We start from the raw sequence: 26,194 nt of genomic DNA on the forward strand, positions 1-26,194 counted from the left end.
AGGATGGCCCCTGAGCACCCCCGTCGATTCGTCGGTCCCGCCGACCTGCATCTGCACTCGAATCACTCCGACGGAACCGAGGCGCCGGCCGAGGTCGTGCGCCAGGCGCACGCGCACGGACTGCGCACGATCGCGCTCACCGACCACGACCGCACGACCGGTTGGGGCGAGGCGGCGGAGGCGACGGCGGCGCTGGGAATGACCTTCCTGCCGGGGATGGAACTGTCGGCGAAGCACGACTGGCGCAGCGTCCACGTGCTGGGCTACCTGTTCGACCCCGACGACGCGGCCCTGCGGGCGGAGACGGATCGCATCCGCGGCGACCGCATCGGCCGGGCCGAGCGGATCGTCCGCAGCATCGGCCGCGATTACGACCTGCACTGGGACGACGTGCTCGCCCAGACCACACCGGACGCGACGGTCGGTCGCCCGCACATCGCGGATGCGCTCGTCGCACGAGGAATCGTCCGCGATCGCACCGAGGCGTTCGACGGCATCCTGCATCCGCGCGAGGGGTATTACGAGCCGCACTACGCGCCGGATCCGCTCACCGCCGTCCGGCTCATCACGGACGCCGGGGGAGTGGCGATCATCGCCCACCCGGTGACCTCCGGTCGCGACCGTATGATGCCGATGTCGTTCCTGGAGCAGCTGATCGACGCGGGGCTCGGCGGCTTCGAGATCGACCATCGGGAGAACACCGAGGCGGGGAAGGCCCTGCTGCGCGAACTCGCCGCTCGACGCGATCTCATCGTCACCGGCTCCAGCGACTACCACGGCAGCGGCAAGCCCAACCGGCCCGGGGAGAACACCACGAGCGACGAGATGGTCGAGCGCATGATCGCGCGCGCCTCCGGTACCACACCGCGCTACCCCTGACGGGGCTTCCCGGCATACTGGCGGTCGACTCCCGGCGCTCTCGCCGTCGTCGTCGATACGCTCGCCCGATGCAACGCGCCACCTCGCTCGAGCGCCGGATCGACGCGGCCGCTCACCGTCTGCTCCGCGATGCCCCGGCGAACGGCATCCGCGCGTTCCTCGTCGAGTTCACCGTCTTCGTGCTCAAGCAGGCCTGGGCCTGCATCTTCGGCGCGGCGCTCCTCGTCGTGATCGTCGCCGCGCGGCTCTGGTATCCCGATGACGTGGCCCTCGCCCGGAACGATGCCCTCACGATCGCCGCCGTGCTCATCCAGGTCGCGATGCTGGTGTTCCGGCTCGAGAGCGGACGCGAGCTGTGGGTGATCCTGCTCTTCCACGTCACCGGCACGGTCATGGAGTTGTTCAAGACCGACGTGGGGTCGTGGGCGTATGCCGCCGACGGCATCCTCCGCATCGGCGGAGTGCCGCTGTTCAGCGGCTTCATGTACGCCGCGGTCGGCTCCTACATGGTGCGCGTCTACCGCCTGTTCGATCTCGGGTTCACGCGCTACCCGCGCCGATGGCTCACCGCACTCGTCGCCCTGGCGATCTACGCGAACTTCTTCGCGCACCACTACTGGTGGGATGCACGCTGGGTTCTGCTGATCGCCGTGCTCGTGCTCTGGCTGCCGACGGCCATGCACGCGCGGGTCTGGCGGCGGACGCTGCGCATCCCGCTCCTGCTGGCGTTCGCCGGCGTCGCGGTGTTCATCTACTTCGCCGAGAACATCGGCACGCTGGCCGGTGCCTGGGCGTACCCGGATCAGGCCGACGGGTGGCAACCCGTCTCGCCGAGCAAGCTCGTGTCGTGGTTCCTGCTCATGATCATCTCGGTCGTGCTCGTGACGTGGGTGTACCCGCCGAAGGCCCCGGCGCGGGCCCGAGCCGGGACATGACAGAGGGGCGGATGCCGCAGCATCCGCCCCTCTGTCGAAACCGTCTCAGGCGCCCGCGACCGGTGCCGCGCCCGCTCCGCCGGAACCTCCGCGACGACGGCGGCGACGGCGAGCCGGGGCGGGCTTTCCGTCGTGGTGCTCCTTGCCCGCGCCGTCGTGCGTGCCGGCGCCCTCGGCGCTGCGATCGGCGGCGGGGGCACCGTCGCCGTCACCCGAGGCCGCAGGTGCGGCGCCCTCGGCGAACGTCGAACCGACCGGGTTCGACCCGCCGCGACGGCGACGACGGCGGCGCGTGCCGCCCTCGTCGGTGCCCTCGGCAGCGGCATCCGCTGCGCGCTCGGGGCGCGGGGTGCGCGGGGGACGGGTCGACTCCGCCTTGGGTGCCGAGACGAGACGACCCTTCGTGCCGGCCGGGATGTCGAGGTCCTCGTACAGGTGCGGGCTCGAGGAGTAGGTCTCGACGGGCTCGGGCTGACCGAACTCGAGGGCGCGGTTGATCAGGGCCCACTTGTGCAGGTCCTCCCAGTCGACGAACGTGACCGCGATACCGGTCTTGCCCGCGCGGCCCGTGCGGCCCGCTCGGTGCAGGTACGTCTTGTCCTCGTCCGGGATCGTGTGGTTGATCACGTGCGTGACGTCGTCGACGTCGATGCCGCGGGCGGCGACGTCGGTCGCGACCAGGACGTCCTTCTTGCCGGCCTTGAACGCCGCCATCGAGCGCTCGCGCTGGTCCTGGCCCATGTCGCCGTGCACGCCGCCGACGTTGAAACCGCGGTCGCCGAGCTCGTCGACCAGTCGCTGGGCCGCACGCTTGGTGCGGGTGAAGATCACGGTCTTGCCGCGGCCTTCGGCCTGCAGGATTCGGGCGATGACCTCGTCCTTGTCGAGCGAGTGCGCGCGGTAGACGAGGTGCTTGATGTTCGCCTGCGTGAGTCCCTCGTCGGGGTCGTTGGCGCGGATGTGGATCGGGTTCGTCATGAAGCGACGGGCCAGCGCCACGATCGGGCCGGGCATCGTCGCCGAGAACAGCTGGGTGTGGCGCACGGCCGGCACCTTCTGGAAGATCTTCTCGATGTCGGCGAGGAAGCCGAGGTCGAGCATCTTGTCGGCCTCGTCGAGCACGACCTCGGTCGCGTTCGACAGGTCGAGCAGACGCTGGCCGGCGAGGTCGATCAGGCGACCGGGCGTGCCGACGACGATCTGCGCGCCGGCCTTGAGCTGGTCGATCTGGCCTTCGTACGCCTTGCCGCCGTAGATGGCGACGACGCTGGTCGAGCGGTTGCTGGTGAGCAGGTCGATGTCCTCGTAGACCTGCACCGCGAGCTCGCGGGTCGGCACGACGATGAGCGCCTTCACCCCGTGCTCGGGGTCGAGGCCGAGACGCTGGACGACGGGGATGCCGAAGCCGAAGGTCTTTCCGGTTCCGGTCTTCGCCTGGCCGATGATGTCCTGGCCCGGAAGGCCGAGGGGGATGGTCTGCTCCTGGATGGGGAACGCGTCGACGATGCCCTTCGCAGCGAGCGCATCGACGATGTCCTGATCGATCCCGAGATCGGAGAAAGTAGTCACTGTATTCAGATTGCCTGTCCGGCGGTCGTGCTGAGACCGCCACGTTAACGATCCACGCCGTCTCTTGTGCCACAGGCGCGGGCCCCGCTCCGACGGCGGGGACACGCCCAGCCTACCGGAGGGCGGCCGAACGCCCGAGGAGGACCTCCGCCCCGGGTATTGTGATCGTCGTGGCGAACTCGGTAGGGAGACCTCGTGGTTAAGTGGTTCTGGCAGCGCGACGATGCGCCGCGACGCACTCTCGCCCTGCGCAGCCGGGGCGACCAGGGCGACGCGACCCGCGTGGACTTCGCCGACCTCGCGCCCGAGCTGCCCCGCTTCCTGGGCCAGGCCGCCTACCTGCAGCTGGGGTACTTCGAGACCCTCACCCGTCTCATCCGCGCGACGCCGGAGCTCGCCGAGAAGGAGGCGCTCTCCCGTGCGGCCGGGGCCGCTCTCACGAAGCATCGCGGCATCGTCGAGGTGATCGCCGAGCGCGGCGACGACCCCACGCAGCTGATGCTCCCGTTCCGCGAGAACCTCGATGCGTTCCGCCGCAAGACGATCGGTGCGCGACCGCGCGAGACGCTCCTCGCCGTGTACATCACGGCCGGGATGCTCGACGACTTCTATCTCGCCCTCGCGTCCAGCTACGGCGAGACCGGGCGGCGGATCGCCGAGATCCTGCGCGAGGACGACGCCCGCCACGAGATCGTCTCGATCATCCAGGAGACGATCGAGAGCGACGAGGAGTGGCGCTCACTGCTGTCGATGTGGGCGCGACGCCTGGTGGGTGACACGATCCTCGTCTGCCGCTCGGCGCTGAAGCCCGAGGTCTTCGTGGCACCGGACGACGAGCGCATCGAACCGGTGTACACCGAGCTGATGGGCGCGCACGCGCGTCGCATGGATGCGATGGGACTCGCGTCCTAGACGTGCGGACCTATCCGGACCTGCGGATCTATCTGGACGCGAGGACCTACCTGGACGTGCGGACCTAGATGCCGAGGGCCGCGGTCTTCGCCGCGTCCGAGCGGCGTCGGGCGGCGACCAGAGCGAGAGTCGCGACGACGGCGACCACGACACCGCCGAGGATGCTCGCGAGCCAGAGCCACACGTTGTCCTCGCCGAGACCGGCCCACTGCAGGCCCGTGTAGAGCGCGGCGGTGACGACCGTCGCGATGCCCGGGGTCAGTGCGGCGCCGCGGAGTTCGCGGCCGTCGACGAGGAAATGCGCGGCGATGCCCAGAGCGCAGGCCGCGACGAGGGCGAGAAGGATGTACATCGCGATCAGGCGACGAAGCCGACCCGGCGCGATTCCTCGGTGCCCAGCTCGATGTAGGCGAGGTTCGCGGTGGGGACGATGTAGGAGTTGCCCTTGATGTCGGTGAAGCTCAGGTGCGCGGTGCTCTGGTCGAGCGCTGCCGCGACCTGGGTGCGGATCTCTTCTGCTGCGGTGGCGGTCTCGAAGCTCAGCTCGCGGCCGGTGTTGATGATTCCGATGCGGATTTCCACGCGTACTCCTTGGAGTGTCAGGACGATGTCGTCGTCCGAGGTCTGCGCCAACTCTACCCCGCAGGTGCGTCGCCGGATCGGCGCAGGGGAGCGGTTTCGCCGTGAGCGCACACGCGCCCGACCCGCCGCGGGAGGCGATGTCGGCGCACGCCGCTAGCGTGGAGTGCATGACAGGGGATGCCGCGCAGCGAGCCGTGATCGACGCCGCGGCGACCGCATCCGGAGTCATCATCGGCGCACCGGGAACGGGCAAGACGCGCACGCTGATCGAGCGCATCGGCAGGCTGCTCGATCACGAGGGGCTGCGCCCCGAGGAGGTGCTGGCCCTCACTCCGAGCAGGCAGGCGGCAACGGCGCTCCGCGACCGCATCGGCGTGCGCGTCCGCCAGGCGACGCCGGGTCCGCTCGCGCGGTCGCTCGGATCCTTCGCCTTCCAGATCGTTCGCGGAGCGATGGTGCACGCGGGCTCCGAGCCGCCGGCGTTGCTCACGGGCGCCGATCAGGACCGGATCATCGCCGAGCTCCTCGCGGGCGACGCCGAAGACGGCGGCATCCGCTGGCCCGACGCGCTCAGCGCATCGGTGCGCGGGTCGAAGGGGTTCCGTTCCGAGCTGCGTGCGCTCATCGCCGAGTGCACCGAGCTGGGTGTGCTCCCGGACGAGCTGAAGGCATCGGGCGACCCGATCTGGGCGGCCGCCGCCGATTTCATTCTCGAGTACCGCTCGGTGCTCGACGCGTTGCGCTCGGCGCATCGCGACGCCGCAGACCTGCTCGGCGAGGCGAGCACGATCCTCCGTGACGCGTCCCCGGGCACGCTCGGCCCGCTGGCGCCCCTGCGCGTAGTACTCATCGATGACGCGCAGGAGTTGACCCGCGGGGGCGTCGCCGTCGTCCAGGCGCTGCGTGCCCGAGGGGTCTCGGTGCTCGCGTTCGGCGATCCCGACATCTCCTCCGGTGCGTTCCGGGGAGCGAGCCCCGAACTGTTCGCCGACCTCGTCTCGGCGCTCGGAGCGGTGCACGTGCTCGACGGCGCGCACCGCCAGCACCCGGCGCTCACCGCGCTCACCCGCACCGTGACGCAGGCGATCGGGGTCTCGGGAAGGGTCGAGCACCGGCGCGCACCGCAGGCCGGCCCCATCGAGGGAGCGGATGCCGCCGTCACGTCGTTCCTCGCCCCGTCGCCGCACGAGGAGTTCGACCGCATCGCCGGTGTCATGCGCGAATGGCACCTCATGCAGGGCGTCGCCTGGGATCGCATGGCCGTCATCGCCCACGACACGCGTCAGGTGACACTGCTCGAGACCGAGCTCGCCGCGCGGGAGATCCCGACACGGGCCGCCGGCGTGCAGCGTCCGCTCGGCAGCGAGGGCGTCGTGCGCGACATCGTCGGCATCGTGCGCCTCGCACTCACTCCGGCAGCGGAGCGCACGTCCGCGGAACTCGAAGAAGCCCTGCGCACGCCGTTCGGGGGGATGGACGCGATCGCCCTGCGTCGTCTGCGCGCGCGGCTGCGACACCTCGAGCTGGAACACGGGGGAGCCACACCCGCTCGCGAGCTGCTGCGCCAGGCGATGGCCGACCCCGAGCACTTCACGCTCATCGATGCCCCGGAGTCCCGCACGGCCCGGCGGTTCGCCGAGACGATCGAGGCGGTCTCGGCCGCCGCGCGAGCCGGCGAGACGATCCACGACCTGCTCTGGCGGATCTGGGAGCAGTCGCGGGCGATCGACGGCCGCCGCCTGCACATCGCGTGGCGAGAGGTGTCGGCGCAGCCCGGCGGCGCCGAGACCGCGCGATCGCTGGATGCCCTCGTCTCGCTGTTCGACGCGGCCAAGCGCTTCGTCGAGCGCACGCCGAACGAGCGCCCGGAGACGTTCGTTCGCGACATCCTCGACAGCGAGGTGCCCGAGGACTCGCTCTCGACACCCGATCGGCCGGGGCGGGTCACTCTGCTCACCCCGGCGACCGCGCTCGGCACCGAGTTCGACGCGGTCGTCGTGGCCGGTCTTCAAGACGGCGTCTGGCCGAACCTCCGGCTCCGGGGCGGGATGCTGCAGACCTGGCGTCTTCCCGACGCCGTGACGTCGATGCGTACCGGCGTCCCCCTCGAGACGCCGGGCATCCTGGATCGGCGAAGAGGAGCGCTGCACGACGAGCTCCGCCTCTTCGTCCGGGCCATTTCGCGCGCGCGGGACCGGATCCTCGTGACGGCGGTCGACGACGACGACCAAAGCCCGAGCCCGTTCTTCGCGTTCCTGCCGACGCCCGACGCCCCGGAGGCACACGCATCGGCCGAGCATCCGCTCACCCTCCGCGGACTCGTCGCGCGCCACCGACGCACCCTCACGACGGCGACCTCCGACCCGGCACGTCGTCTCGCCGCGGAGCAGCTCGCGATCCTCGCGGCCGAGGGTGTCGCCGGCGCGGATCCGCGGGACTGGTACGGCGTCACGCCACCGAGCACCGATCGTCCCCTGCGGGACCTCGCCGCCGACGGTGCGCGGGTGTCGCCTTCGAAGATGGAGTCCTACGAGGAGTGCGGCCTGAACTGGGTCGTCTCCGCCCTGGGGGGCGACACCGTGATGCCGCCGACGGCGGGGATCGGCACGATCATCCACGAGGCCATGGAGAAGGTACCGGACGGCGACCTCGAGCAGATGCGGGCGATCGTCGCGGAGCACTGGCCCGAGCTGGACTTCGAGACCGAGTGGATCGGACGCAAGGAGCGGCGTCGAGCCGACCTCTACGTCGACCGGCTGCACACGTACCTCGGCGACGTCCGACGCGACGGAGGGCGGGTCGTCGGCAGCGAGACGCGGTTCGACTTCGCCGTCTCCCTGCCCGATGACGACGGCCTCCCGGTCGTGCACGACGTCGGTGACGACAGAGGAGCGCGCGCGGTCGTGAGCGGCTACATCGACCGTATCGAGGCCTATCCTCCGGGGGCGGGGGAGCATCCCCCGGCGCGGGGGCGCGGGTGGACCGAGATGACCGCGGACCGCGAGGGCGAGCGCGCGGTGGTCGTCGACCTCAAGACCGGACGCACCGATCCGGAGGCCGACGCGGGAGTCCGTGAGCACGCCCAACTGGCGGCGTACCAGGTGGCGGTCCAGCAGGGCCTGATCGAGGGTGCCCCCGCCGATGCCCTCGCCGGGGCGCGTCTCGTGATCGTCTCGAAGACCCTCGCCAAGAGCGACTACCGCATCGCCCACCAGCACACGCTCGACGACACCGCGCGCGAGGCGTTCCTGCGCCGTGTGGCCGATGCCGCCCGCGGGATGTCGGCCTCGAGTTTCACCGCGCAGGTCGAGTCGCACTGCGCCGACACGCAGCGCCGCATCCACCCCTGTCGGATCCACACCGTCCCGGCGGTGAGCGCGTGACCGGCTGGGGCGGCGGACTCGGGCTGTCGGCGACCGATGTCGCGGCGGCTCTCGGCCAGCCCTCACCCACCCCCGCGCAGCAGCAGGTGATCGAGGCGCCGCCGTCGCCCGCCCTCGTCGTCGCCGGAGCGGGCAGCGGGAAGACCGAGACGATGTCGGGTCGCGTGGTGTGGCTCGTCGCCAACGGTCATGTACGACGCGACGAGATCCTCGGACTCACCTTCACCCGAAAGGCTGCGGGCGAGCTCGCCGAGCGCATCGGGCACCGCCTCGCCGTGATCGACGAGTTCGGTCGCCGCGGTCTGCTGCCGCACGTGCCGGAGATCGTGGCGACGCACGCCCTGCGCCGGGTGGAAGAGGCGGCCGCGGGTCGTCAGCGCGACGTCGTGCGCACGCACGTGCTCGACGAGCTCGCCGGCCGTTACGGCACGGGCTGGGACCCGACCGCTCCGCGTGCGGCCGAGGAGCTGATGATCCGCCCACGGGTGTCGACCTACAACGCCTTCGCCGACGGCATCGTGCGCGAGCACGCCGCTCGGATCGGACGGGACGCCGACGTGGCGATGCTGAGTCAGGCCGCGTCGTGGATGCTCGCGCGAGAGGTCGTGCTGCGCGCCGACCTCCCGGAACTCGAGGGGATCGACTACACGCTCGGCACGGTCATCGACGCGGTGCAGCGCCTCGCGGGGGAGGCTCTCGACCATCGGGTCGATCTCGACGAGGCCGAGCGTCTCGCGCGCGAGACGGCGCTGTCGTTCGAGCCGTACCGCGGCAACGGCGACGTCGAGAAGGCGGCGGCGAACCTTCTCAGCCTGCCGACGCTCGCCGCGCTCGTGCGCGAGTACATCGCCGAGAAGGGGCGACGCGGCGTGCTCGACTTCGCCGATCAGGTCGGTGGCGCCTACGACATCGTCGAGGCCGCTCCCGACGTGCGCGCCGAGCTGCGCGAGCAGCACCGCGTCGTCCTGCTCGACGAGTATCAGGACACCTCGGTCATCCAGACCCGTTTCCTCGCCGAGCTGTTCCACGACAGCGCGGTGATGGCCGTGGGAGACCCGCACCAGTCGATCTACGGCTGGCGCGGCGCGAGCGCCGACAATCTGTACGCGTTCTCGAGCGCCTTCGCGCGCGAGCAGGAGGCGCAGACGTACAGCCTCATGACCAGCTGGCGCAACGACCGCGGCATCCTCGACATCGCCAATCGCGTGCTCGAGCCGCTGCAGCGGCCGGGGCTCGACGTGCCCCCACTCGAACCCCGTCCCGGTGCGGGCTCCGGAAGCGTCGATCTGCGATTCGCTTTCACGGTCGACGACGAGGCCGCCGATGTCGCTCGCTGGTTCGTCGAGCGACGAGCCGCGCACGACGCATCCGCCGCCGGGCGCCCGCACACCGGCGCGCTGCTGTTCCGTTCGAAACGTCACATGCAGACCTTCGCGGCCGCGCTCGCCGCGGAGGGCGTACCGCACCGCATCCTCGGGCTCGGCGGACTGTTGGCGACCCCCGAAGTGGTCGACGTCGTCTCCACCCTGCGCGTGGTCCACGACCCGACCGCGGGTTCGGCACTCATCCGTCTGCTCACGGGTCCGCGGTTCGGCGTCGGGGTGGCCGATATGGCCGCACTCTACGATCTCGGCCGAACCCTCGCCGAACGCGACACCTCGATGATGCCGCTTCCCGAAGAGGTGCGCGTGCGACTGCGCTCGTCGCGCGGCGCCGATGAGGCGGTGTCGATCGTCGATGCCGTCGACGTGGTGCGAGCGGTGCGCGACGACTATCGCCTGCTGGAGGGATTCACCCCTGACGGGCGATCGCGCATCCGCGCAGCGGGGGAGATGCTCGAGCGGCTTCGGCGTGCCTCGTCGCAGCCGCTGACCGAGCTGCTGCGTCTGATCGAACTCGAGCTGCGCCTCGACATCGAACTCGCGGCGAACGAGACCCGGGGGCCGGCACGGGTCGCCTCGACGCAGCTCCGCGCGTTCTCCGATGAGGTGCGTGCCTTTCTCTCGGCCGACGACCGCGGCACGATCGGCAGCCTCCTCGCCTGGCTCGACAAGGCGGAGAGCACCGACGAGCTCATGCCGCGCCCGGAGCCCCCCGAGCCGGGCGTGGTGCAGCTGCTGACGATCCACGGATCGAAGGGGCTGGAGTGGGATGCCGTCGCAGTCGTCCGTCTCGTCGCCGACGAACTCCCCAGCCGGGTCTCCGACACCTCGGGCTGGTTCGGCTTCGGGGTCGTGCCGTTCGCGCTCCGCGGCGACCGCGACGCGCTGCCGCGATTCGAATGGGACCCCGAGGGTGCGGTCGACGGTGAGCTCGACCCGAAGAAACGCCAGGCGCTGGCGCAGGCGTCACTGTCGGGCGGGGCGACCAAGGCCAATCCCCAGGGCGGCGCGATCAAGCGCTTCAAGGACGCGTACCGCGCCTATCAGCAGCAGGAGGAACGCCGGCTCGCCTACGTGGCGGTCACACGCGCGCGCACCGACCTGCTTCTCAGCGGTGCGCACTGGGCGGGGCAGAAGGCTCCCCGCACGCCGAGTCCTTTCCTGCTCGAGGCGATCGACGTGCGCGAGCACGAGCCCATCGAACCGGTCAATCCCGACGAGAACCCCTACGACGGGCCGGGAGCGACGGTCTCGTGGCCACTGGATCCGCTCGGTGCCCGCCGTCCGCTCGTCGAGTCGGCGGCGGAGATGGTAGCCGGGGCCCTCGCGCGACCCGAGACGCTGATTCCCTCGGAAGAGCTCGAGCGGCTCCTCGCCGAGCGCGCCGCGCGTCTGCGTGGCATCGACGCAGCGGCGCCGACCCGCGTGCCCGCCTCCCGTTTCAAGGACTACGTCACGGACTACGGCGGCACGGTCTCGGCGATCATCCGCCCGATGCCGGAGCGTCCGTACCGGCAGACCCGACTCGGCACGCTCTTCCACGCCTGGGTCGAGCACCGGTCATCGCTCGTGGGCGTCGGTGCCCGCGTCGACGAGGCGCTCTGGGAGATCGACGAGGACGAGGTGGGCGGCGAGATCGGTCCGGCGCCGGGAGAGGGAACCGGCGAAGCGGCGGATGCGGCCGACCTCGCCATCCTCCAGGCGACGTTCGAGCGCAGCGAGTGGGGTTCCCTCCAGCCGATCGCCGTCGAGATCGAGATCGACTTCGCGCTCGGCGCCGGGCTCGCGGATGCCCCCGCTGACCGGGCCGGCGAGTCCGACGCGCACATCGTGATCTGCAAGCTCGATGCCGTGTACCGCCGCGACGATCGTGGAGGCCGGATCGAGATCGTCGACTGGAAGACGGGAAAGCCGCCGAAGGGCGAGGCCGAGCGGGACGAGCGGATGCTGCAGCTCGCACTGTACCGTCTCGCCTACCACCGCCGATTCGGGGTGCCGCTCGACGAGATCGACGTCGCGCTCTACTACGTCGCCGACGACCTCGTCATCCGCGGAGACCGGGTCTACTCCGAGTCCGAGCTCTTCCAGCGCTGGAGCGCCGCGCGCGCCGCGCGCTGAGCCTCGTCGTCATCGCGTTCGTCGTCATCCGCGTCGTCGCCGGCGTCCGCCGGGGCCGTGAAGATATCGCCGACGCCGGTGAGGTCCTCGGTTTCGACGTCGACCATCGCGGCGCGACGCGCCGCTTCGGAGGTGTCGGTCGACGACGATCCCTCCTCCGATTCCTGCGCCCAGAGTTCGTCGGGATTGTAGGCGTCGGTCTGCATCGAGGTGTCGATCAGTGCTGCGGCTTCCGCGGGAACGCGGTCGAGCGCGTCGAGGGCCGAGTCGACCCCCTCGTTCCGCGCGGCGACGACGGCGAGGTCGTCCGCGCGGAGACCCTCGGCGAGCGCCTCGAGAAGGGCAGCCGCATCGTCGACGATGTCGGGGCGGTGCAGCGAGTCCCCGTGCACCAGCCAGCGCGCGAACTCGAGTTCGGCGAGCATCCGTGCGCGCACCTCGATCGCACCGTCCGGTGAACGCTCCGACGACCGGGCGTAGGCGGCCTGCACGTCGGGTGCCGCGTCGGGCGCGGCCGAGAGCCAGGCGAGGTCGACGGCCGGATCGCCGACCGAGAGGCCGTGCCAGTTCAGCAGTCCGGTGACCTGGGGACCGCGCTCATCGTCGTCTTCGAGCAGGAAGGAGGTCGACTGCACGCCGTTCAGGGTCACGGTCGACTCGAAGCGCCACAACTCGTCGTCGGCGACGGCATCCCGCCAGCGCGCCGTCAGCCGGGCGGGAACGCGGCCGGTGGAGGCCGCGTCGTCGACCAGCCGCCGGATGTCCTCTCGGCTCTCCTCGGCCGAGCGTGAGACGAGACCCGCGCTCCGGACGATCGAGACGGGCAGGCCGTGCACGGCGGCGATCGCTGCCCCCATCGACTCCGCCGTGCCGCGTCCGGCCGGTACGTGGGCGGCCTCGACCTGGAAGCCGGGGAGGAGTTCGGTGACGAGGGCGCGACCATCGCCGACGCGGGTCTCGCCCACGTACTCGGGTGCGCGGAACGGGAGGATCGCCCGCGCGCCGGCCGTCAGGGCGCGCAGCGCGAGGGACTCGGCGGCGAGCTCCCGGGCCGTCTCGTCGTCGTCCGCGACGCGGATCGCGAGCTCGCGCCCGTCGGCCAGCGAGGCGACGGCGGAGTCGAAACGTGCGTCACCGTCTGCGCTCAGCGTGCGAGTACCCGTGACCTCCGCGCCGGGCAGTGCCGCCGTCACGGCCGCGGCTAGAGTGAAAGGTGAGCGTCCCATGCCCTAAGGGTAGGTCGGCTCAGGGGCGGTCCCGCCTCCGCCACGCCCGTGAGAGAGGGAGTCGATCACCCATGCACCGCCCAACCCTCGACCGCGCGGCCGAGCTCCGCGAGGAATCCGGCGTCATCGATCGTCTGCGCGGAGAGACGTCGACACGCGTGATCGCCGTCCGCGACGGTCGAGTGCGCGTGACCGATGATCTGCTGGTCCGCGTCGCGCCGACCGAACCCGTCGATGCCACATGGGCGCTCCTCGGGCGCGACGAGTCCGGAACTCCGCTGTTGTTGGCCGCGCTTCCGGCCGAGAGCGCATCGATCGACGCGGCTCCCGACGAGACGTGGCTCGGGCTGCGTGATCTCGGAGCGCGGCTCCCGGTGCAGGAGAGCGAGATCCTCATCGAGGCGCTGGCGCTCGCCGCCTGGCTGCGCGATGCGCCGTTCTGCCCGACCTGCGGCGGAGGCACCGAGATCCGTCAGGCGGGATGGTCGCGTCGCTGTCTGGTCTGCGGGCGCGATCACTTCCCGCGAACCGACCCTGCCGTGATCGTGGCGGTCGAGAGCCGCGACGGCGAGCGACTGCTCCTCGGCGCGAACGCGAACTGGGGCGGTCGGATGTACTCGTGCTTCGCGGGGTTCGTCGAGGCGGGCGAGTCGCTCGAATCGACCGTCCATCGTGAGCTCGCCGAGGAATCGGGGGTGCGTCTCTCCGCGCTGCGCTACGTGTCTTCGCAGGCTTGGCCGTTCCCGCGCTCTCTGATGGTCGGCTTCCGCGCGGTCGTCGACGACGAGGCGGATGCCCGCGCCGACGGCGAGGAGATCGTCGACGTGCGCTGGTTCACCCGCGCGGAGATCACGTCGTCCCTGGCGGGAGAGGGGCCCGTCGGGCTGCCCGGACACGCATCGATCGCGCGCGCACTCATCGTGGACTGGCTCGAGGCGGGCGCGTGAGCGCTCTCGACGCACTCGACGAGCGCCAGCGGCAGGCGGCATCGGTCCTCCGCGGACCCGTCGCGGTGCTGGCGGGGGCCGGTACCGGCAAGACGCGCGTGATCACCCACCGGATCGCGCACGGAGTCGACACCGGCGCGTACTCGCCCGCGCGGGTGATGGCCGTGACGTTCACGGCGAAGGCCGCGGGGGAGCTGCGCGGGCGCCTGCGTGCGCTCGGGGTCGAGGGCGTCGCCGCCCGCACGTTCCACGCCGCCGCTCTCGCGCAGCTCAACTTCTTCTGGCCGACGCTCGCCGGACAGCCCGCCCCGTCGATCATCGACAACAAGGTGCGGATGCTGGGACAGGTCGCCGACGCCATCCGCCTGCGTCCCAGCACCGCGACCCTGCGGGACATCGCGTCGGAGATCGAATGGCGCAAGGTCTCCATGCTCTCGATCGAGCAGCACGCGACCCTGGGACGGTCGGTATCCGGCGTCGATGCGACGCAACTCGCCGAACTGCAGCGCGGATACGAGGCGCTCAAGGACGAGCGGAACCAGCTCGATTTCGAAGACGTTCTCCTGGCGTGCGCCGGGATGCTCGAGGCCGAACCGCGAGTCGCCGCATCGGTGCACGAGCAGTACCGCCACTTCACGGTCGACGAGTTCCAGGACGTCTCGCCTCTGCAGAACCGACTGCTCGAGCTCTGGATCGGTGACAGGCACGACATCTGCGTGGTCGGCGACGCCAGCCAGACGATCTACTCCTTCGCCGGCGCCGAGCAGCGTTTCCTCCTCGAGTTCGAGCGCCGCCACCCCGATGCGACCGTCGTGCGGCTCGAGACGAACTACCGCTCGCAGGCTCCCATCCTCTCCGCCGCGAACGCGCTCATGAAGGGGCGCCCCGGCGCCCTGGAGCTCACCCCCGCGCGCGAGCAGTTCGCGACCGAGCCGCCCACCGTCACCGCGTACGACAGCGAGCGCGACGAGGCGGAGGGAATCGCCGCGTCCATCTCGGCACAGATCGCCGAGGGCATCTCTCCCGCAGACATCGCGGTGCTCTACCGGGCCCATGCCCAATCGGCCGCGCTGCAGCAGGCGCTCGCCGCGGAGGGCATCCCGACCACGGTGCTGGGCGGCACCCGTTTCTTCTCGATGCCCGAGGTGCGTCAGGCGATCCTCGCGATCCGTGCTGCGGCCGTCGCCCCGGTGGAGCAGGGGTTCGTCCCTGCGGTGCAGCGCGTGCTGCGCGAGCTCGGACTCACCGAGGAACCGCCGGCGGCGGGCGGAGCCCAGCGCGACGGCTGGGAGGCGCGACGCGCGATCCTCCGCCTCGCCGAGGAGGCCGGGCCCGAAGCCACCTTGCGCTCCTTCGGCGATGCGCTCATGGCCCGGGCGAAGGATCAGCACGAGCCGACCATGCGCACCGTCACGCTCTCGACCCTGCACGCCGCGAAAGGCCTGGAGTGGTTGCACGTCCACCTCGCCGGATGGGCGGAGGGGGCATTGCCGATCTCCTATGCGACGAGCTTCGAATCGATCGACGAGGAGCGCCGTCTCGCGTACGTCGGCGTCACGCGAGCCGCGCGAACTCTGTCTCTGTCGTGGTCGCGCTCGGCGGGACGAGGCGAACGGGCTCCCTCGCGGTTCCTGGCAGAGATCGGGACGACGGGACGCGGCACAGGCATTCTCCGTGAAACCTCACCGCTCGCGAGTCGCGGGACCCGTCCGCGCTGAGCCGGATGATCTCGCTCTCCGCCGAGGGCGCGGCGGCGAGAAGGCGCGCGGCGATCGCTCCGGCGCCCGCGATGAGCACGGCGCGAACGCGCCCGGGGTCGCGAGCGACGAGCTGCGTGTGCAGTCGGGGCCAGGCGGGGTCGAGATCGCGAGCATGGAGATCGCGGCACGTGAGGCACGGCGTGATGCCGGGGACGACCATCGGGCCGATCGTCACCTGATCGCGACCGACGGCGACGGGCAGGTGCGTCACATCGTCGCGGAGGTACGTCGCCAGTTGCATCGCCGCAGCGCTGCCGGCGACGAGCACCACGGCCGCGCCGGACCGAGAACCGTGCTCTCCGATCGGAACGCCCTCGTCGGCGAGGCTCTCCCGCAAGCGATGCTCGGTGCGGGCATCGGTCACGCCGAGTCGCTCGACCCAGGCGGCGCGCGGCACGGGCGGGTCGTCGATGAGGAGGTGTTCCAGCCGCGCGAGCAGCGCTCGCGCCTCCTCGCGCGGCGCCCCGAGTCCGTGCGCGATCACGTCGAAGGAGGCTCGGCGGAAGCCGGAACCCATCCGTGACAGCAGCAGCTCCACCCATGCCGCTTCGGCGTCGATGTGCAGATCGCCGTCGAGTCCGAGCTGCAGCGTGCGCTCGTCGCGCCAGAGCAGCGGAAGGGCGGGGGAGAGGCGGGAGAGTGTCGTCGGCGTGAGCGGAGGCATCCACCGATTCTGGACATTCCACGGCGTCCATGGGATGCCGCAGAGACATCCGTGGACAACGCGACTGCTCCTCTCCGATGGGGAGGAGCAGTCGCGGCTCAGACCGGTCGGTCGCCCTCGGGGCGGTCTTCCGACTCGTCTCCGCCCGACGAATCTCCGTCCGGCTTTCCGTCGGCGTCGCCCGAGAAGTCGTCACCGTCGAGCAGGCGGGCCAGCGCCTCGTCGAACTCGTCGGCGACCGGCTGCTCGCCCCGCGCCGTCGCCTGGAGGCGGGCGACGAGGGCCGTCGGGTCGTCGATGTCGTCGGCGGTCGGCATCAGATCGGGGTAGTCCCAGAGCGCGTCGCGGGCGGCGATACCGACGGCATCCGTGACCTGCTGCCACATCGCGGCGGCCTCACGCATGCGGCGCGGGCGCAGCTTCAGACCGACGAGAGCCCCGAGCGCGTCCTCGGCGGGACCGCCGACCGCGCGCCGACGACGTGCCGCCTCCGCGAGCCGTGCACCGTCGGGGAGGCGCGAGGTCGCCTGGGTGGTGACGACGTCGACCCAGCCGTCGATCGTCGCGATGAGGTTCTCGAGCCGCGTCAGTGCCTCGCGCTGCGCCTCGGTCTGCGTCGGCAGCAGGGCACCGCCCTCGATCGCGGCCCGCAGCTCCTCGGGATTGGACGGATCGAGTCGGCTCGCCACGTCTTCGAGTGCATCCACATCGACCGTCACCCCGCGCGCGAAGTCGGTGATCTGGGCCATCACGTGCAGGTGCAGCCACTTGGCGTGCCGGTACAGGCGGGCGTACGCGAGCTCGCGCGCCGCGAGGTAGAGGGCGATCTGGTCGTCGGGGATCTCGAGTCCCTCGCCGAAGGCGGAGAGGTTCTGCGGGATGATCGCGGCGGTGCCGGCGGGGAGCACCGGGATGCCGACGTCTCCGCCCGAGACCACCTCGAGCGAGAGGTTGCCGAGCACCTGGCCGAACTGCGCGGCGAACACCGAACCGCCGAGCCCGCGCATGAGCCTGCCCGCGCCCTGCACGACGTCGCGCATCTCCTCGGGGACCTGCGTGTCGAGTGCGCTGGTGAGCGCATCGGCGATGCTGGTCGAGACGGGGCCGGCGATCTCCTTCCACACGGGGAGGGTCTTCTCGACCCATTCGCCGCGGGTCATCGCGACCGGCGCCTGGGCGAGGTCGGAGATCGTGGTCGCCTCGCCGAGCCAGAGCCCCGCCAGGGCGAACGCATCCACGAGCGAGGTGCGCGAGCCGTCGGTGATGCCCTGTCCGTCGCGGTTCGCGATGTGCAGCGCCTGGCGCAGCGCGTTCTCCCAGGCGTCGCCGCCGAACGCGCCCTGCAACTGCGACATGATCGTCTGCATCATCGCGGGGTCGAGCGCCAGCCCGTCCATGCCCTCGAAAGCACCACGCAGCGCCTCGGGGTCGATGTCGCCTCCCTGGCCTGCGAGCATCCGCCGCAGGAACTCCTGGAAGTCCTCGGGTGTCGGGTCGTTGTCTGCCATGTCGATCGCCCTCTCAGCACGCCTATAGCCGTGCCATCTACGCTAGTCACAGGTTCATGCGAGCGAACCCGATGCGGGCAGATCCCTGTACGCCGCTCGCGAACGACGGAGGATGCTGTGGAACGAACGCGGCCTGTGAAGCTCGGACTCGGCGTCTGGGCGTTGATCGTCGCACTCGTGGCACTGGTCGTCCTCACCTTCCTCCCCACCCCCTACGTCATCCAGCGGCCGGGCCCCGTCTACGACACCCTCGGCACGGCCGCGGGTGCGGACGGGGAGAAGGTGCCGCTCATCAGCATCGAGGGCGCCGAGACGTTCGACACCGGCGGCACGCTCGATCTGACCACCGTCCAGGTCGTCGGCAACCGCGAGCGCACCCCCAGCTGGTTCGAACTCGCGCTGGCGTGGACCGACTCCTCCCGCGCCGTCGTACCGCTCGACTCCGTGTTCCCGGAGGGCGTGACCACCGAGCAGCGCGATGAGCGCAACGCGACCCTGATGGTCGACTCGCAGCACGAGGCGACCGCCGCGGCGCTGGGAGAGCTCGGCTACGACACCGGGGCCGAGGTCGTCGTCGTCGAGGCTGTCGAGGATTCCCCGGCCGAGGGCATCCTCGAACCCGACGACGTGATCACCGCGATCGACGGCGACCCCGTGGTGTCGGCGAAGCAGCTGCGCTCGCGCATCCAGGACATCGGGGGAGCGGAGATCGACCTCACGGTCCTGCGCGACGGCCAGGAGCAGGACGTCACGATCACCCCGCAGGAGTACACCGAGGGCGACACGACCACGTGGCTGATCGGCATCACCCTTCGCACCGACTACGACTTCCCGATCGACGTGACGATCCAGCTCGACAACGTCGGCGGCCCCAGCGCGGGGATGATGTTCGCTCTCGGGATCATCGACCAGCTCACCCCGGGCGAGCTCAACGGTGGCGAGAACGTCGCCGGCACCGGCACGATCGAGGCCGACGGCACGGTCGGCCCGATCGGCGGCATCCGTCAGAAGCTCTACGGCGCGCGTGATGCGGGGGCCGAGTTCTTCCTCGCTCCGGCATCGAACTGCGACGAGGTCGTGGGCCACGTGCCCGACGGGTTGCAGGTGGTCCGCACCGCGACGCTCGAGGAATCGCTCGATGCTCTCGAGGTCATCGCCGACGGCGGAGACGTCTCGGCGCTGCCCGCCTGCACCGCGTCGTGACCTCGCCGTGACCGGGATGACAGCCGCAGCCCAGTAACGCGTGCCTAGGATGGGGGTGTGACCTCGACCTCAGCTCCGAACCCGGCCACTCCTCGAACCTCCCGACGCATATTCGGCATCTCGCTGGTGATCATCGCCGCATTGATCGCGGTGTTCTTCGTCTTCGCGTCGCTCTACACCGAATTCCTCTGGTTCGATCAGGTGGGCTTCACCGGTGTGCTCACGACCCAGTGGGTCGCCACCGTGGTGATGTTCGTCATCGGCTTCCTCGGGATGGCGGTGCCGCTGTTCGTCGTGATCCAGCTGGCCTACCGCCTGCGCCCGGTCTACGTGCGCCTGAGCTCCCAGCTCGACCGCTACCAGGAGGTCATCGAGCCCCTGCGTCGTCTCGCCATGTGGGGTATGCCGATCTTCTTCGGTCTGTTCGCCGGCTTCTCGGCCGCCGGGCAGTGGAAGACGGTGTGGCTCTGGGCGAACGGCGTCGCGACGAGCGACGTCGACCCGCAGTTCGGCATCGACACCGGCTTCTACATGTTCGCGATGCCGTTCTACTCGATCGCGCTCGCCTTCGTCTCGGCCGTGCTGCTGCTCTCGCTCCTGGTCACGGCGCTCGTGTCGTACCTCTACGGGTCGGTGCGCATCGGTCAGGGAGAGCTGCGCATCTCGAAGGCGGCGCGCATCCAGCTCGCCGTCATCGCCGGTCTCTACATCCTCGTGCAGGCGGTCAGCCTGTGGCTCGACCGCTACAAGACGCTGGTCACCCCCGACGACCGCATCACCGGTGCCGCGTACACGGGCGTCAACGCCACGATCCCCGGTCTCGCGATCCTGGCGATCATCGCCGCACTCGTCGCGATCCTCTTCTTCGTCACGGCCGTGATCGGCCGCTGGCGCTTCCCGCTCGCCGCCACGGCGCTGCTGATCGTCGCCTCGCTGGTCGTGGGTGTCGGATACCCGTGGGTCGTCACGACCTTCCAGGTGAAGCCGAACCAGAACGCCTACCAGGCCGAGTACTACCAGCGGAACATCGACGGCACGAAGGAGGCGTACGGGGTCGCGAACCTCGAGACGACCACCTTCGAGGCCGAGACGGATGCCGAAGCCGGTCAGCTGCGCGCGGATGCCGACACCACGGCCTCGATCCGCATCATGGACCCGAAGGTCATCAGCCCCACCGTGCGGCAGCTCGAGCAGTACCGCGCGTACTACCAGTTCGAGGAGACGCTCGATGTCGACCGCTACGAGATCGACGGCGAGATGCAGGACACGGTCGTGGCCGTCCGCGACCTCGACATCACCAAGCTCGGCGAGGGCGACAACTGGAACAACCGTGTCGCCGTCTACACGCACGGTTACGGCCTCGTCGCGGCCGCGGGCAACCAGCGCACGAGCGACGGCGAGCCCGTCTTCCTCGAGCGCGGCATCCCGTCGTCGGGCTTCCTGACCGACCGCGAGAACTTCGAGCCCCGCGTCTACTTCGGCGAGAACTCGCCCGAGTACTCGATCGTGGGAGCCCCGGAGGGCTCCGACCCGGTCGAGATCGACTACCCGCGCGGCAAGGACGGCGCGAGCGAGACGAAGACGACGTTCAACGGCGAGGGCGGCCCCGCCATCGGCGACACGTTCACGAAGCTCCTCTACGCGCTCAAGTTCCAGTCCGAGCAGATCCTCTTCTCGAATCTGGTGAACGAGGACTCGCAGATCCTCTACGACCGAGACCCGAAGACCCGTGTGGGCAAGGTCGCTCCGTACCTCGAGCTCGACAGCGACCCGTACCCCAGCGTGGTCGACGGCCGCATCGTCTGGATCGTCGACGGTTACACGACGAGCTCGACCTACCCCTACGCGACGAGCGTGAGCCTCTCCGACGCGATCACCGACTCGAACACGCGGGCACCGAGCCTCGCGATCGACGAGATCAACTACATCCGCAACTCGGTCAAGGCGACCGTCGATGCCTATGACGGCACCGTCACGCTCTACGCGTGGGACGCCGAGGACCCGATCCTCAAGACCTGGCAGAAGGTCTACCCGTCGACCGTGAAGCCGATCAGCGACATGTCGGGCGAGCTCATGAGCCACGTCCGCTACCCGACCGATCTGTTCAAGGTGCAGCGCGACATCCTCGGGATCTACCACATCGACACCGCCGGGTCCTTCGCCCAGCAGGACAACCGCTGGCAGACGCCGAACGACCCGCGCAGCGACGCGATGCTGCAGCCGCCGTACTACCTGACCATGCAGATGCCGGGGCAGGACAGCGCGCGGTTCTCGATGTTCTCGACGTTCATCCCGGCGTCGCAGGGCGCCGGCAGCAGTCGAGACGTGCTGATGGGTTATCTGGCCGTCGATTCGGATGCCGGTGCCGAGGCGGGTGTCAAGGCGGAGGGCTACGGCCAACTGCGCATGCTCGAGATCAACGACGACACGACGGTGCCGGGTCCCGGTCAGGTGCAGAACACCTACAACTCCGACACGGCGGTCGTCCCGCAGCTCAACCTGCTGCAGCAGGGTGAGTCGGAGGTCATCTACGGCAACCTGCTGACGCTCCCCGTGGGTGGCGGTCTTCTCTACGTGCAGCCCGTGTACGTGCAGTCGTCCGAGGGCACGCAGCTCCCGCGTCTGCAGAAGGTGCTCGTCGCCTTCGGAGACAGGGTCGCGTTCGAGAACACCCTGACCGAGGCGCTCGATTCCCTCTTCGGCGGTGATTCCGGTGCCACCGGAGGAGATGACGAGGTCGAACCGGTCGATCCTTCCGAGGTCGACCCCGACACGGGTGAGGTGCCGACCACCGAGCCGACCGAGCCCACGACGCCGACCGACGAACAGGCTGCAGCCCTGGCCGACGCGCGTCAGGCGCTTCTCGACCGCGACACCGCTCTGAAGGCCGGTGACCTCGAGAAGTTCGGCGAGGCCGACAAGCGTCTCACCGAGGCCGTGCAGAAGCTCCTCGACATGGAGTCCACCTCGGGGGAGTGATCCTCGGACCGCACTGACCAATGCCGCATCCCTCGGGGTGCGGCATTCGTCGTTCCCGGCTGTCGGCGATCGTGTCGGTCCACGCATCCACCGGGCACAGCGAAAGGCCCCCGACCGGGATTTCTCCTGATCAGGGGCCTTTCTTGTGTCGCATTCTCGTTGCGGGGACAGGATTTGAACCTGCGACCTCCGGGTTATGAGCCCGGCGAGCTACCGAACTGCTCCACCCCGCGGCACAAGGAATAGCCTAACACGGGAATCGGGAGTGCGCGAATCGAGGCGCAGTCCGCGGCGATGCGGGAGGATGAGGGCATGTCCGTGAGCCCCGCCGTCCCCGTCGCCGTCTGCCAGTTCGCGCCCACCGATTCCCGCGAGGGCAATCGCGAGCGCATCGCAGAATTCGTGGCGGATGCCGCGGCGCGGGGCGCACGTCTGATCGTTCTGCCCGAGTACTCGAGCTACTTCGTGAATCCGATGGACGAGACCCTCGCCGCACACGCGGAGACGCTGGAGGGCGACTTCGTGCAGACGCTGATCGCTCTGGCGGGGGAGTACGCCGTCGTGATCGTCGCCGGACTCGTCGAGAAGTCGGACGACACCCGTCGCGTCCGGAACACGGTGGTCGCCGTTCGGGGCGACGGCATCCTGGCCGTCTACCGCAAGCAGCACCTCTACGACGCGTTCGGGCAGACCGAGTCGGACTGGGTCGAGCCGGGAGAGGTGGGCGAGGCGGCGACGTTCGACCTGGCAGGCCTGCGCTTCGGCCTGATGACCTGCTACGACCTCCGCTTCCCCGAGGTGGCCCGCACCCTCGTCGACGCGGAGGCGGACGTGCTGGTGGTGCCCGCCGAGTGGGTGCGAGGTCCGCTCAAGGAGCATCACTGGACCACCCTGCTCGCCGCCCGGGCGATCGAGAACACGGTCTACGTCGTCTCCGCCGACCACCCCGCGCCGATCGGCGTCGGCCACTCGCAGATCGTCGATCCGCAGGGAGTGGTGCTCGCCGGTGTCGGCAGCGCCGAGGGCATCGCGGTGGCGCCCGTCGAACGGGCGGCCATCGACCGCGTCCGCGAGACGAACCCGTCGCTGCGGGTGCGCCGGTACGCCGTCGTTCCGCGCTGACCGGCGAGCTCTCCGCACCTCGCGGCGGAGCCTTCGGCTCCCGTGGGCCGCTGGGAGAGCCTTCAGTCCCGCAGGCGCGCCAGGCGCGAGACGGCCTCGTCGATGACCGACACCTTCTTGCAGGCGGCGAAGCGCACGATGCCCGCGTACTCCGGGTCGGCGCGGTGCGCCGGCGGCAGGAAAGCAGCCAGCGGAATCGCCCCGACGCCGAAGCGCTCGGGCAGGGTGCGGCAGAACTCCGCACCATCGGCGCCGCCGACCGCCGTGGCGTCGGCGAGGGTGAAGTACCCGCCCTGCGGGGCGAAGACGGTGAAACCCGCGGCCTGCAGTCCGGCACCGAGTACGTCGTGCTTGTGGGCGAGCGTCGCCGCGGCATCCGCGAAGAAGGCGTCTCCCAGGCGGAGCCCGACCGCGACGGCGGGCTGGAAGGGGGCGGCCCCGACGTAGGTGAGGAACTGCTTCACGGTGAGCACGGCGGTGATCAGTGCGGCGGGACCGTGGATCCAGCCGACCTTCCACCCGGTGGCCGAGAAGGTCTTGCCCGCCGAGGAGATCGTCAGCGTGCGCTCCGCCGCGCCGGGCAGTGTCGCGACCGGGATGTGCCGGGCACGGAACGCCAGGTGCTCGTAGACCTCGTCCGTCACGATGAGTGCGTCGTGCCGCTCGGCGAGGCGAACGATCTCGGTGAGCACGTCCGCGCCGAACACCGTGCCGGTCGGGTTGTGCGGATCGTTCACGAGGATGATCCGCGTACGGTCGGTGACGGCATCCGCCAACCGGTCGAGGTCCGGCTGGAAGTCCGGCACGCGCAGCGGCACGGTGCGCAGCGTGCCTCCGGCGAGAGAGACCGCGGCCGCGTAGGAGTCGTAGTACGGCTCGAAGACGACGACCTCGTCCTCCGGACCGTCGATCAGGGCGAGGAGCGTCGCCGTGAGAGCCTCGGTCGCTCCGACCGTGACGAGCACCTCGGTGTCCGGATCGACGTCGAGGCCGTAGAACCGCTTGTGGTGCTCGGCGATGGCGAGTCGAAGATCGGCGGTGCCCCGACCGGGCGGGTACTGGTTCACCCCATCGGCGATCGCCCGCCTGGCGGCTTCGAGAACCTCCGCCGGGCCGTCCTCGTCGGGGAATCCCTGCCCGAGATTGATCGCTCCCGTCGAGGCCGCGAGGGCCGACATCTCTGCGAAGATGGTGGGCGCGACGGCCCCGTCGGGCGAGAGCAGGCCCGCGCCCGCCGCTGTGCGCCGCCATGCACCGGTGATGACACTCATGAAGAACAGGCTATGGCCATAAGGGAAACTCACCTTCGCCATATGAAACGCACAGACTCGGAGAGCACTCTGAGAGGGCGTTGTTGAAGGAGCACACACCATGAACGAAGACAACACCCCCGACCACTCGGCACCCGACGTGCCGTCCACCGAGGCAGCAGAGGTCGCCGACCGTTCGGCGCCGCAGGCCGCCGCTGACATCCCCGCCGCGCCGGCCGCGGAGCCCGCCGCCCCCGTGGCCGCAGAGTCCGCTCCCGCGCCGCAGCCGGCCGCGGGACACCAGGTGCCCTCGACGTTCGCGTCGCCCGCTCCCGCAGCCCCCGCGCCCGTGATCGCTCCGGCCATCGCGCAGCAGTTCGCTGGCTCGACTGCCACGTCGCAGGGAGCCGCGTTCGGCCTCCACTCCGGCGCCGCCCACACCCAGCCCACGGTTCCCCTGGGCGGAAACGCGCCGCTCGGCCTCGGTGACGCACCGGCCGATCCGCACGTGAAGACCAAGGAGGCCAAGCCGCGCGGCGGCGTGCGCCTCGCGGCCATCGTGGTCGCCGCCGCACTGGTCGGAGGCGTCGCGGGCTTCGGCGGCGGCGCGATCTGGAACGCCGTCGGCACCACACCCTCGAGCGGTGTCGCAGAGGGCCCGCAGACGGTCACCGTCAACAACCCCGGCTCCGTGAACGAGACCACGGCCGTCGCCACCAAGGCGCTGCCGTCGGTGGTCACGATCGAGGTCGCCGGCGCCAGCGAGGCCGGCAGCGGCTCCGGAGTCATCATCAGCGACGACGGCTACGTGCTCACCAACACGCATGTGGTGACGCTCGGCGGTGCCGTCGCCGACCCCACGATCCGTGTGACGACCTCCGACGGTCGCATCTACTCGGCGACCGTCGTGGGCACCGACCCCATCTACGACCTCGCGGTCATCAAGCTCACCGATGCCACCGATCTCACGCCCATCGAGTTCGCGGACTCGTCCGAGCTGAACGTCGGCGACACGGCCGTGGCACTCGGCGCGCCGCTCGGACTGTCGAACTCGGTCACCACCGGCATCGTCAGCGCGCTGAACCGCAGCATCCAGATCGCGTCCTCCGCACTGCCGGACTCGTCCAGCGAGGACGCCCCGCAGGAACAGGCGCCCGAGGACGGTCAGCAGGACGGCCAGCAGGGTCCGTTCCAGTTCGATCTGCCCGGCAACGGCCAGCAGCAGACGTCGGAGTCGATCTCGATCGCCGTGATCCAGACCGACGCCGCGATCAACCACGGAAACTCCGGCGGTGCCCTCGTCAACAGCAAGGGCGAACTGATCGGCATCAACGTCGCGATCGCCAGCTCCGGATCGTCGGAGGAATCCGGGTCGATCGGCCTCGGCTTCTCGATCCCGTCGAACATCGCCCAGCGCGTCTCCGAAGAGATCATCGCCGACGGTGCGGCCACGCACGGCCTGCTCGGGGCGTCGGTGCAGGATGCGGCCTCCGTGCAGGGCGCGGATGTCGCAGGGGCGTACATCGCCGACGTGACCAGTGGAGGAGCGGCGGCGGCCGGCGGCCTCAAGGCCGACGACATCGTCACCGCCTTCAACGGCGTGCCGATCACCAGCGCCAGCGACCTCACGGCCCAGGTGCGCGCCGCTGCCGGGGGCAGCGACGCGAAGGTGACCTACATCCGCGGCGGCAAGGAGTACCAGATCGAGGTGACGCTCGGCGAACTCGCCGGCTGATCCCACCGCCCCGAGAAGGACGCCACCTCCGCGATAGGCT

General features: G+C 70.4%; 17 protein-coding genes and 1 tRNA gene. 11 read left to right on the forward strand and 7 right to left on the reverse strand.

Going from position 1 to position 26,194, the window contains the following annotated elements:
* The first annotated feature begins 3 nt into the window (after positions 1-3).
* Together ACZ5Y9_RS07180 and ACZ5Y9_RS07185 are read left to right on the forward strand one after the other, a co-directional pair.
* Positions 4-879, forward strand: coding sequence for a PHP domain-containing protein (locus ACZ5Y9_RS07180; protein ID WP_464472649.1), 876 nt, complete (start codon positions 4-6; stop codon positions 877-879).
* 68 nt (positions 880-947) lie between these two features.
* Positions 948-1,814, forward strand: a complete 867-nt coding sequence (locus ACZ5Y9_RS07185) for a DUF817 domain-containing protein (RefSeq protein WP_464472650.1) — start codon at positions 948-950, stop codon at positions 1,812-1,814.
* Between the two features lie 45 nt (positions 1,815-1,859).
* On the opposite strand, the gene ACZ5Y9_RS07190 is transcribed toward ACZ5Y9_RS07185, so the two are convergent.
* Positions 1,860-3,383, reverse strand: coding sequence for a DEAD/DEAH box helicase (locus ACZ5Y9_RS07190; RefSeq protein WP_247632557.1), 1,524 nt, complete (start codon positions 3,381-3,383; stop codon positions 1,860-1,862).
* A gap of 195 nt (positions 3,384-3,578) precedes the next feature.
* Here ACZ5Y9_RS07190 and ACZ5Y9_RS07195 point away from each other — a divergent pair, with 195 nt between their 5' ends.
* Positions 3,579-4,295 carry a ferritin-like fold-containing protein gene (locus ACZ5Y9_RS07195; protein WP_247622933.1) on the forward strand — a complete coding sequence of 239 codons (717 nt, stop codon included), beginning with the start codon at positions 3,579-3,581 and terminating at the stop codon, positions 4,293-4,295.
* Between the two features lie 64 nt (positions 4,296-4,359).
* On the opposite strand, the gene ACZ5Y9_RS07200 is transcribed toward ACZ5Y9_RS07195, so the two are convergent.
* A complete protein-coding gene (locus ACZ5Y9_RS07200; protein WP_336640663.1) occupies positions 4,360-4,647 on the reverse strand; it encodes a hypothetical protein in 288 nt (95 codons plus the stop codon).
* Between the two features lie 5 nt (positions 4,648-4,652).
* On the reverse strand, positions 4,653-4,877 hold the full coding sequence (locus tag ACZ5Y9_RS07205) for a DUF3107 domain-containing protein (protein WP_247622931.1): 225 nt from the start codon (positions 4,875-4,877) through the stop codon (positions 4,653-4,655).
* A 167-nt stretch (positions 4,878-5,044) separates the two neighbouring features.
* On the opposite strand from ACZ5Y9_RS07205, the gene ACZ5Y9_RS07210 reads away from it, so the two are divergent.
* Together ACZ5Y9_RS07210 and ACZ5Y9_RS07215 are read left to right on the forward strand one after the other, a co-directional pair.
* The gene (locus ACZ5Y9_RS07210) at positions 5,045-8,260 is read left to right on the forward strand and encodes an ATP-dependent helicase (protein WP_464472651.1); all 3,216 of its coding nucleotides are present in this window, start codon (positions 5,045-5,047) and stop codon (positions 8,258-8,260) included.
* On the forward strand, positions 8,257-11,760 hold the full coding sequence (locus ACZ5Y9_RS07215; RefSeq protein ID WP_464472652.1) for a UvrD-helicase domain-containing protein: 3,504 nt from the start codon (positions 8,257-8,259) through the stop codon (positions 11,758-11,760). The genes ACZ5Y9_RS07210 and ACZ5Y9_RS07215 overlap by 4 nt, the downstream gene beginning before the upstream one ends.
* Here the strand turns inward: ACZ5Y9_RS07215 and ACZ5Y9_RS07220 are convergent.
* Positions 11,706-12,986 carry a phosphotransferase gene (locus ACZ5Y9_RS07220; protein WP_247622929.1) on the reverse strand — a complete coding sequence of 427 codons (1,281 nt, stop codon included), beginning with the start codon at positions 12,984-12,986 and terminating at the stop codon, positions 11,706-11,708. The genes ACZ5Y9_RS07215 and ACZ5Y9_RS07220 overlap by 55 nt on opposite strands.
* 71 nt (positions 12,987-13,057) lie before the next feature.
* Between ACZ5Y9_RS07220 and nudC the strand changes: the two genes are divergently transcribed.
* Together nudC and ACZ5Y9_RS07230 are read left to right on the forward strand one after the other, a co-directional pair.
* Positions 13,058-13,933, forward strand: a complete 876-nt coding sequence (nudC, locus tag ACZ5Y9_RS07225; protein WP_464472653.1) for an NAD(+) diphosphatase — start codon at positions 13,058-13,060, stop codon at positions 13,931-13,933.
* Positions 13,930-15,651 carry an ATP-dependent helicase gene (locus tag ACZ5Y9_RS07230; protein WP_404596671.1) on the forward strand — a complete coding sequence of 574 codons (1,722 nt, stop codon included), beginning with the start codon at positions 13,930-13,932 and terminating at the stop codon, positions 15,649-15,651. Before nudC ends, ACZ5Y9_RS07230 begins: the two co-directional genes overlap by 4 nt.
* Positions 15,652-16,455: 804 nt before the next feature.
* Here the strand turns inward: ACZ5Y9_RS07230 and ACZ5Y9_RS07235 are convergent.
* Entirely contained in the window at positions 16,456-17,865 is a 1,410-nt protein-coding gene (locus ACZ5Y9_RS07235) for a zinc-dependent metalloprotease (protein WP_247622926.1), read from the reverse strand.
* 117 nt (positions 17,866-17,982) lie between these two features.
* Between ACZ5Y9_RS07235 and ACZ5Y9_RS07240 the strand changes: the two genes are divergently transcribed.
* On the forward strand, positions 17,983-19,068 hold the full coding sequence (locus tag ACZ5Y9_RS07240; protein ID WP_336640656.1) for a YlbL family protein: 1,086 nt from the start codon (positions 17,983-17,985) through the stop codon (positions 19,066-19,068).
* A gap of 57 nt (positions 19,069-19,125) precedes the next feature.
* Positions 19,126-22,047, forward strand: coding sequence for a UPF0182 family membrane protein (locus ACZ5Y9_RS07245; RefSeq protein ID WP_247622924.1), 2,922 nt, complete (start codon positions 19,126-19,128; stop codon positions 22,045-22,047).
* A gap of 159 nt (positions 22,048-22,206) precedes the next feature.
* Here ACZ5Y9_RS07245 and ACZ5Y9_RS07250 read toward each other — a convergent pair.
* Positions 22,207-22,280 (reverse strand) — tRNA-Met (locus ACZ5Y9_RS07250).
* 79 nt (positions 22,281-22,359) lie between these two features.
* On the opposite strand from ACZ5Y9_RS07250, the gene ACZ5Y9_RS07255 reads away from it, so the two are divergent.
* Positions 22,360-23,169 (forward strand): carbon-nitrogen hydrolase family protein, encoded by an 810-nt coding sequence (locus tag ACZ5Y9_RS07255; RefSeq protein WP_464472654.1) that lies wholly within the window; start codon positions 22,360-22,362, stop codon positions 23,167-23,169.
* A 62-nt stretch (positions 23,170-23,231) separates the two neighbouring features.
* Here ACZ5Y9_RS07255 and ACZ5Y9_RS07260 read toward each other — a convergent pair whose 3' ends face one another.
* Positions 23,232-24,440, reverse strand: coding sequence for an aminotransferase class I/II-fold pyridoxal phosphate-dependent enzyme (locus tag ACZ5Y9_RS07260; RefSeq protein WP_464472655.1), 1,209 nt, complete (start codon positions 24,438-24,440; stop codon positions 23,232-23,234).
* Positions 24,441-24,540: 100 nt separating this feature from the next.
* On the opposite strand from ACZ5Y9_RS07260, the gene ACZ5Y9_RS07265 reads away from it, so the two are divergent.
* On the forward strand, positions 24,541-26,154 hold the full coding sequence (locus ACZ5Y9_RS07265; RefSeq protein WP_464472656.1) for a S1C family serine protease: 1,614 nt from the start codon (positions 24,541-24,543) through the stop codon (positions 26,152-26,154).
* Positions 26,155-26,194 lie beyond the last annotated feature (40 nt).

Source organism: Microbacterium sp. T3-8 (genome assembly GCF_055398145.1).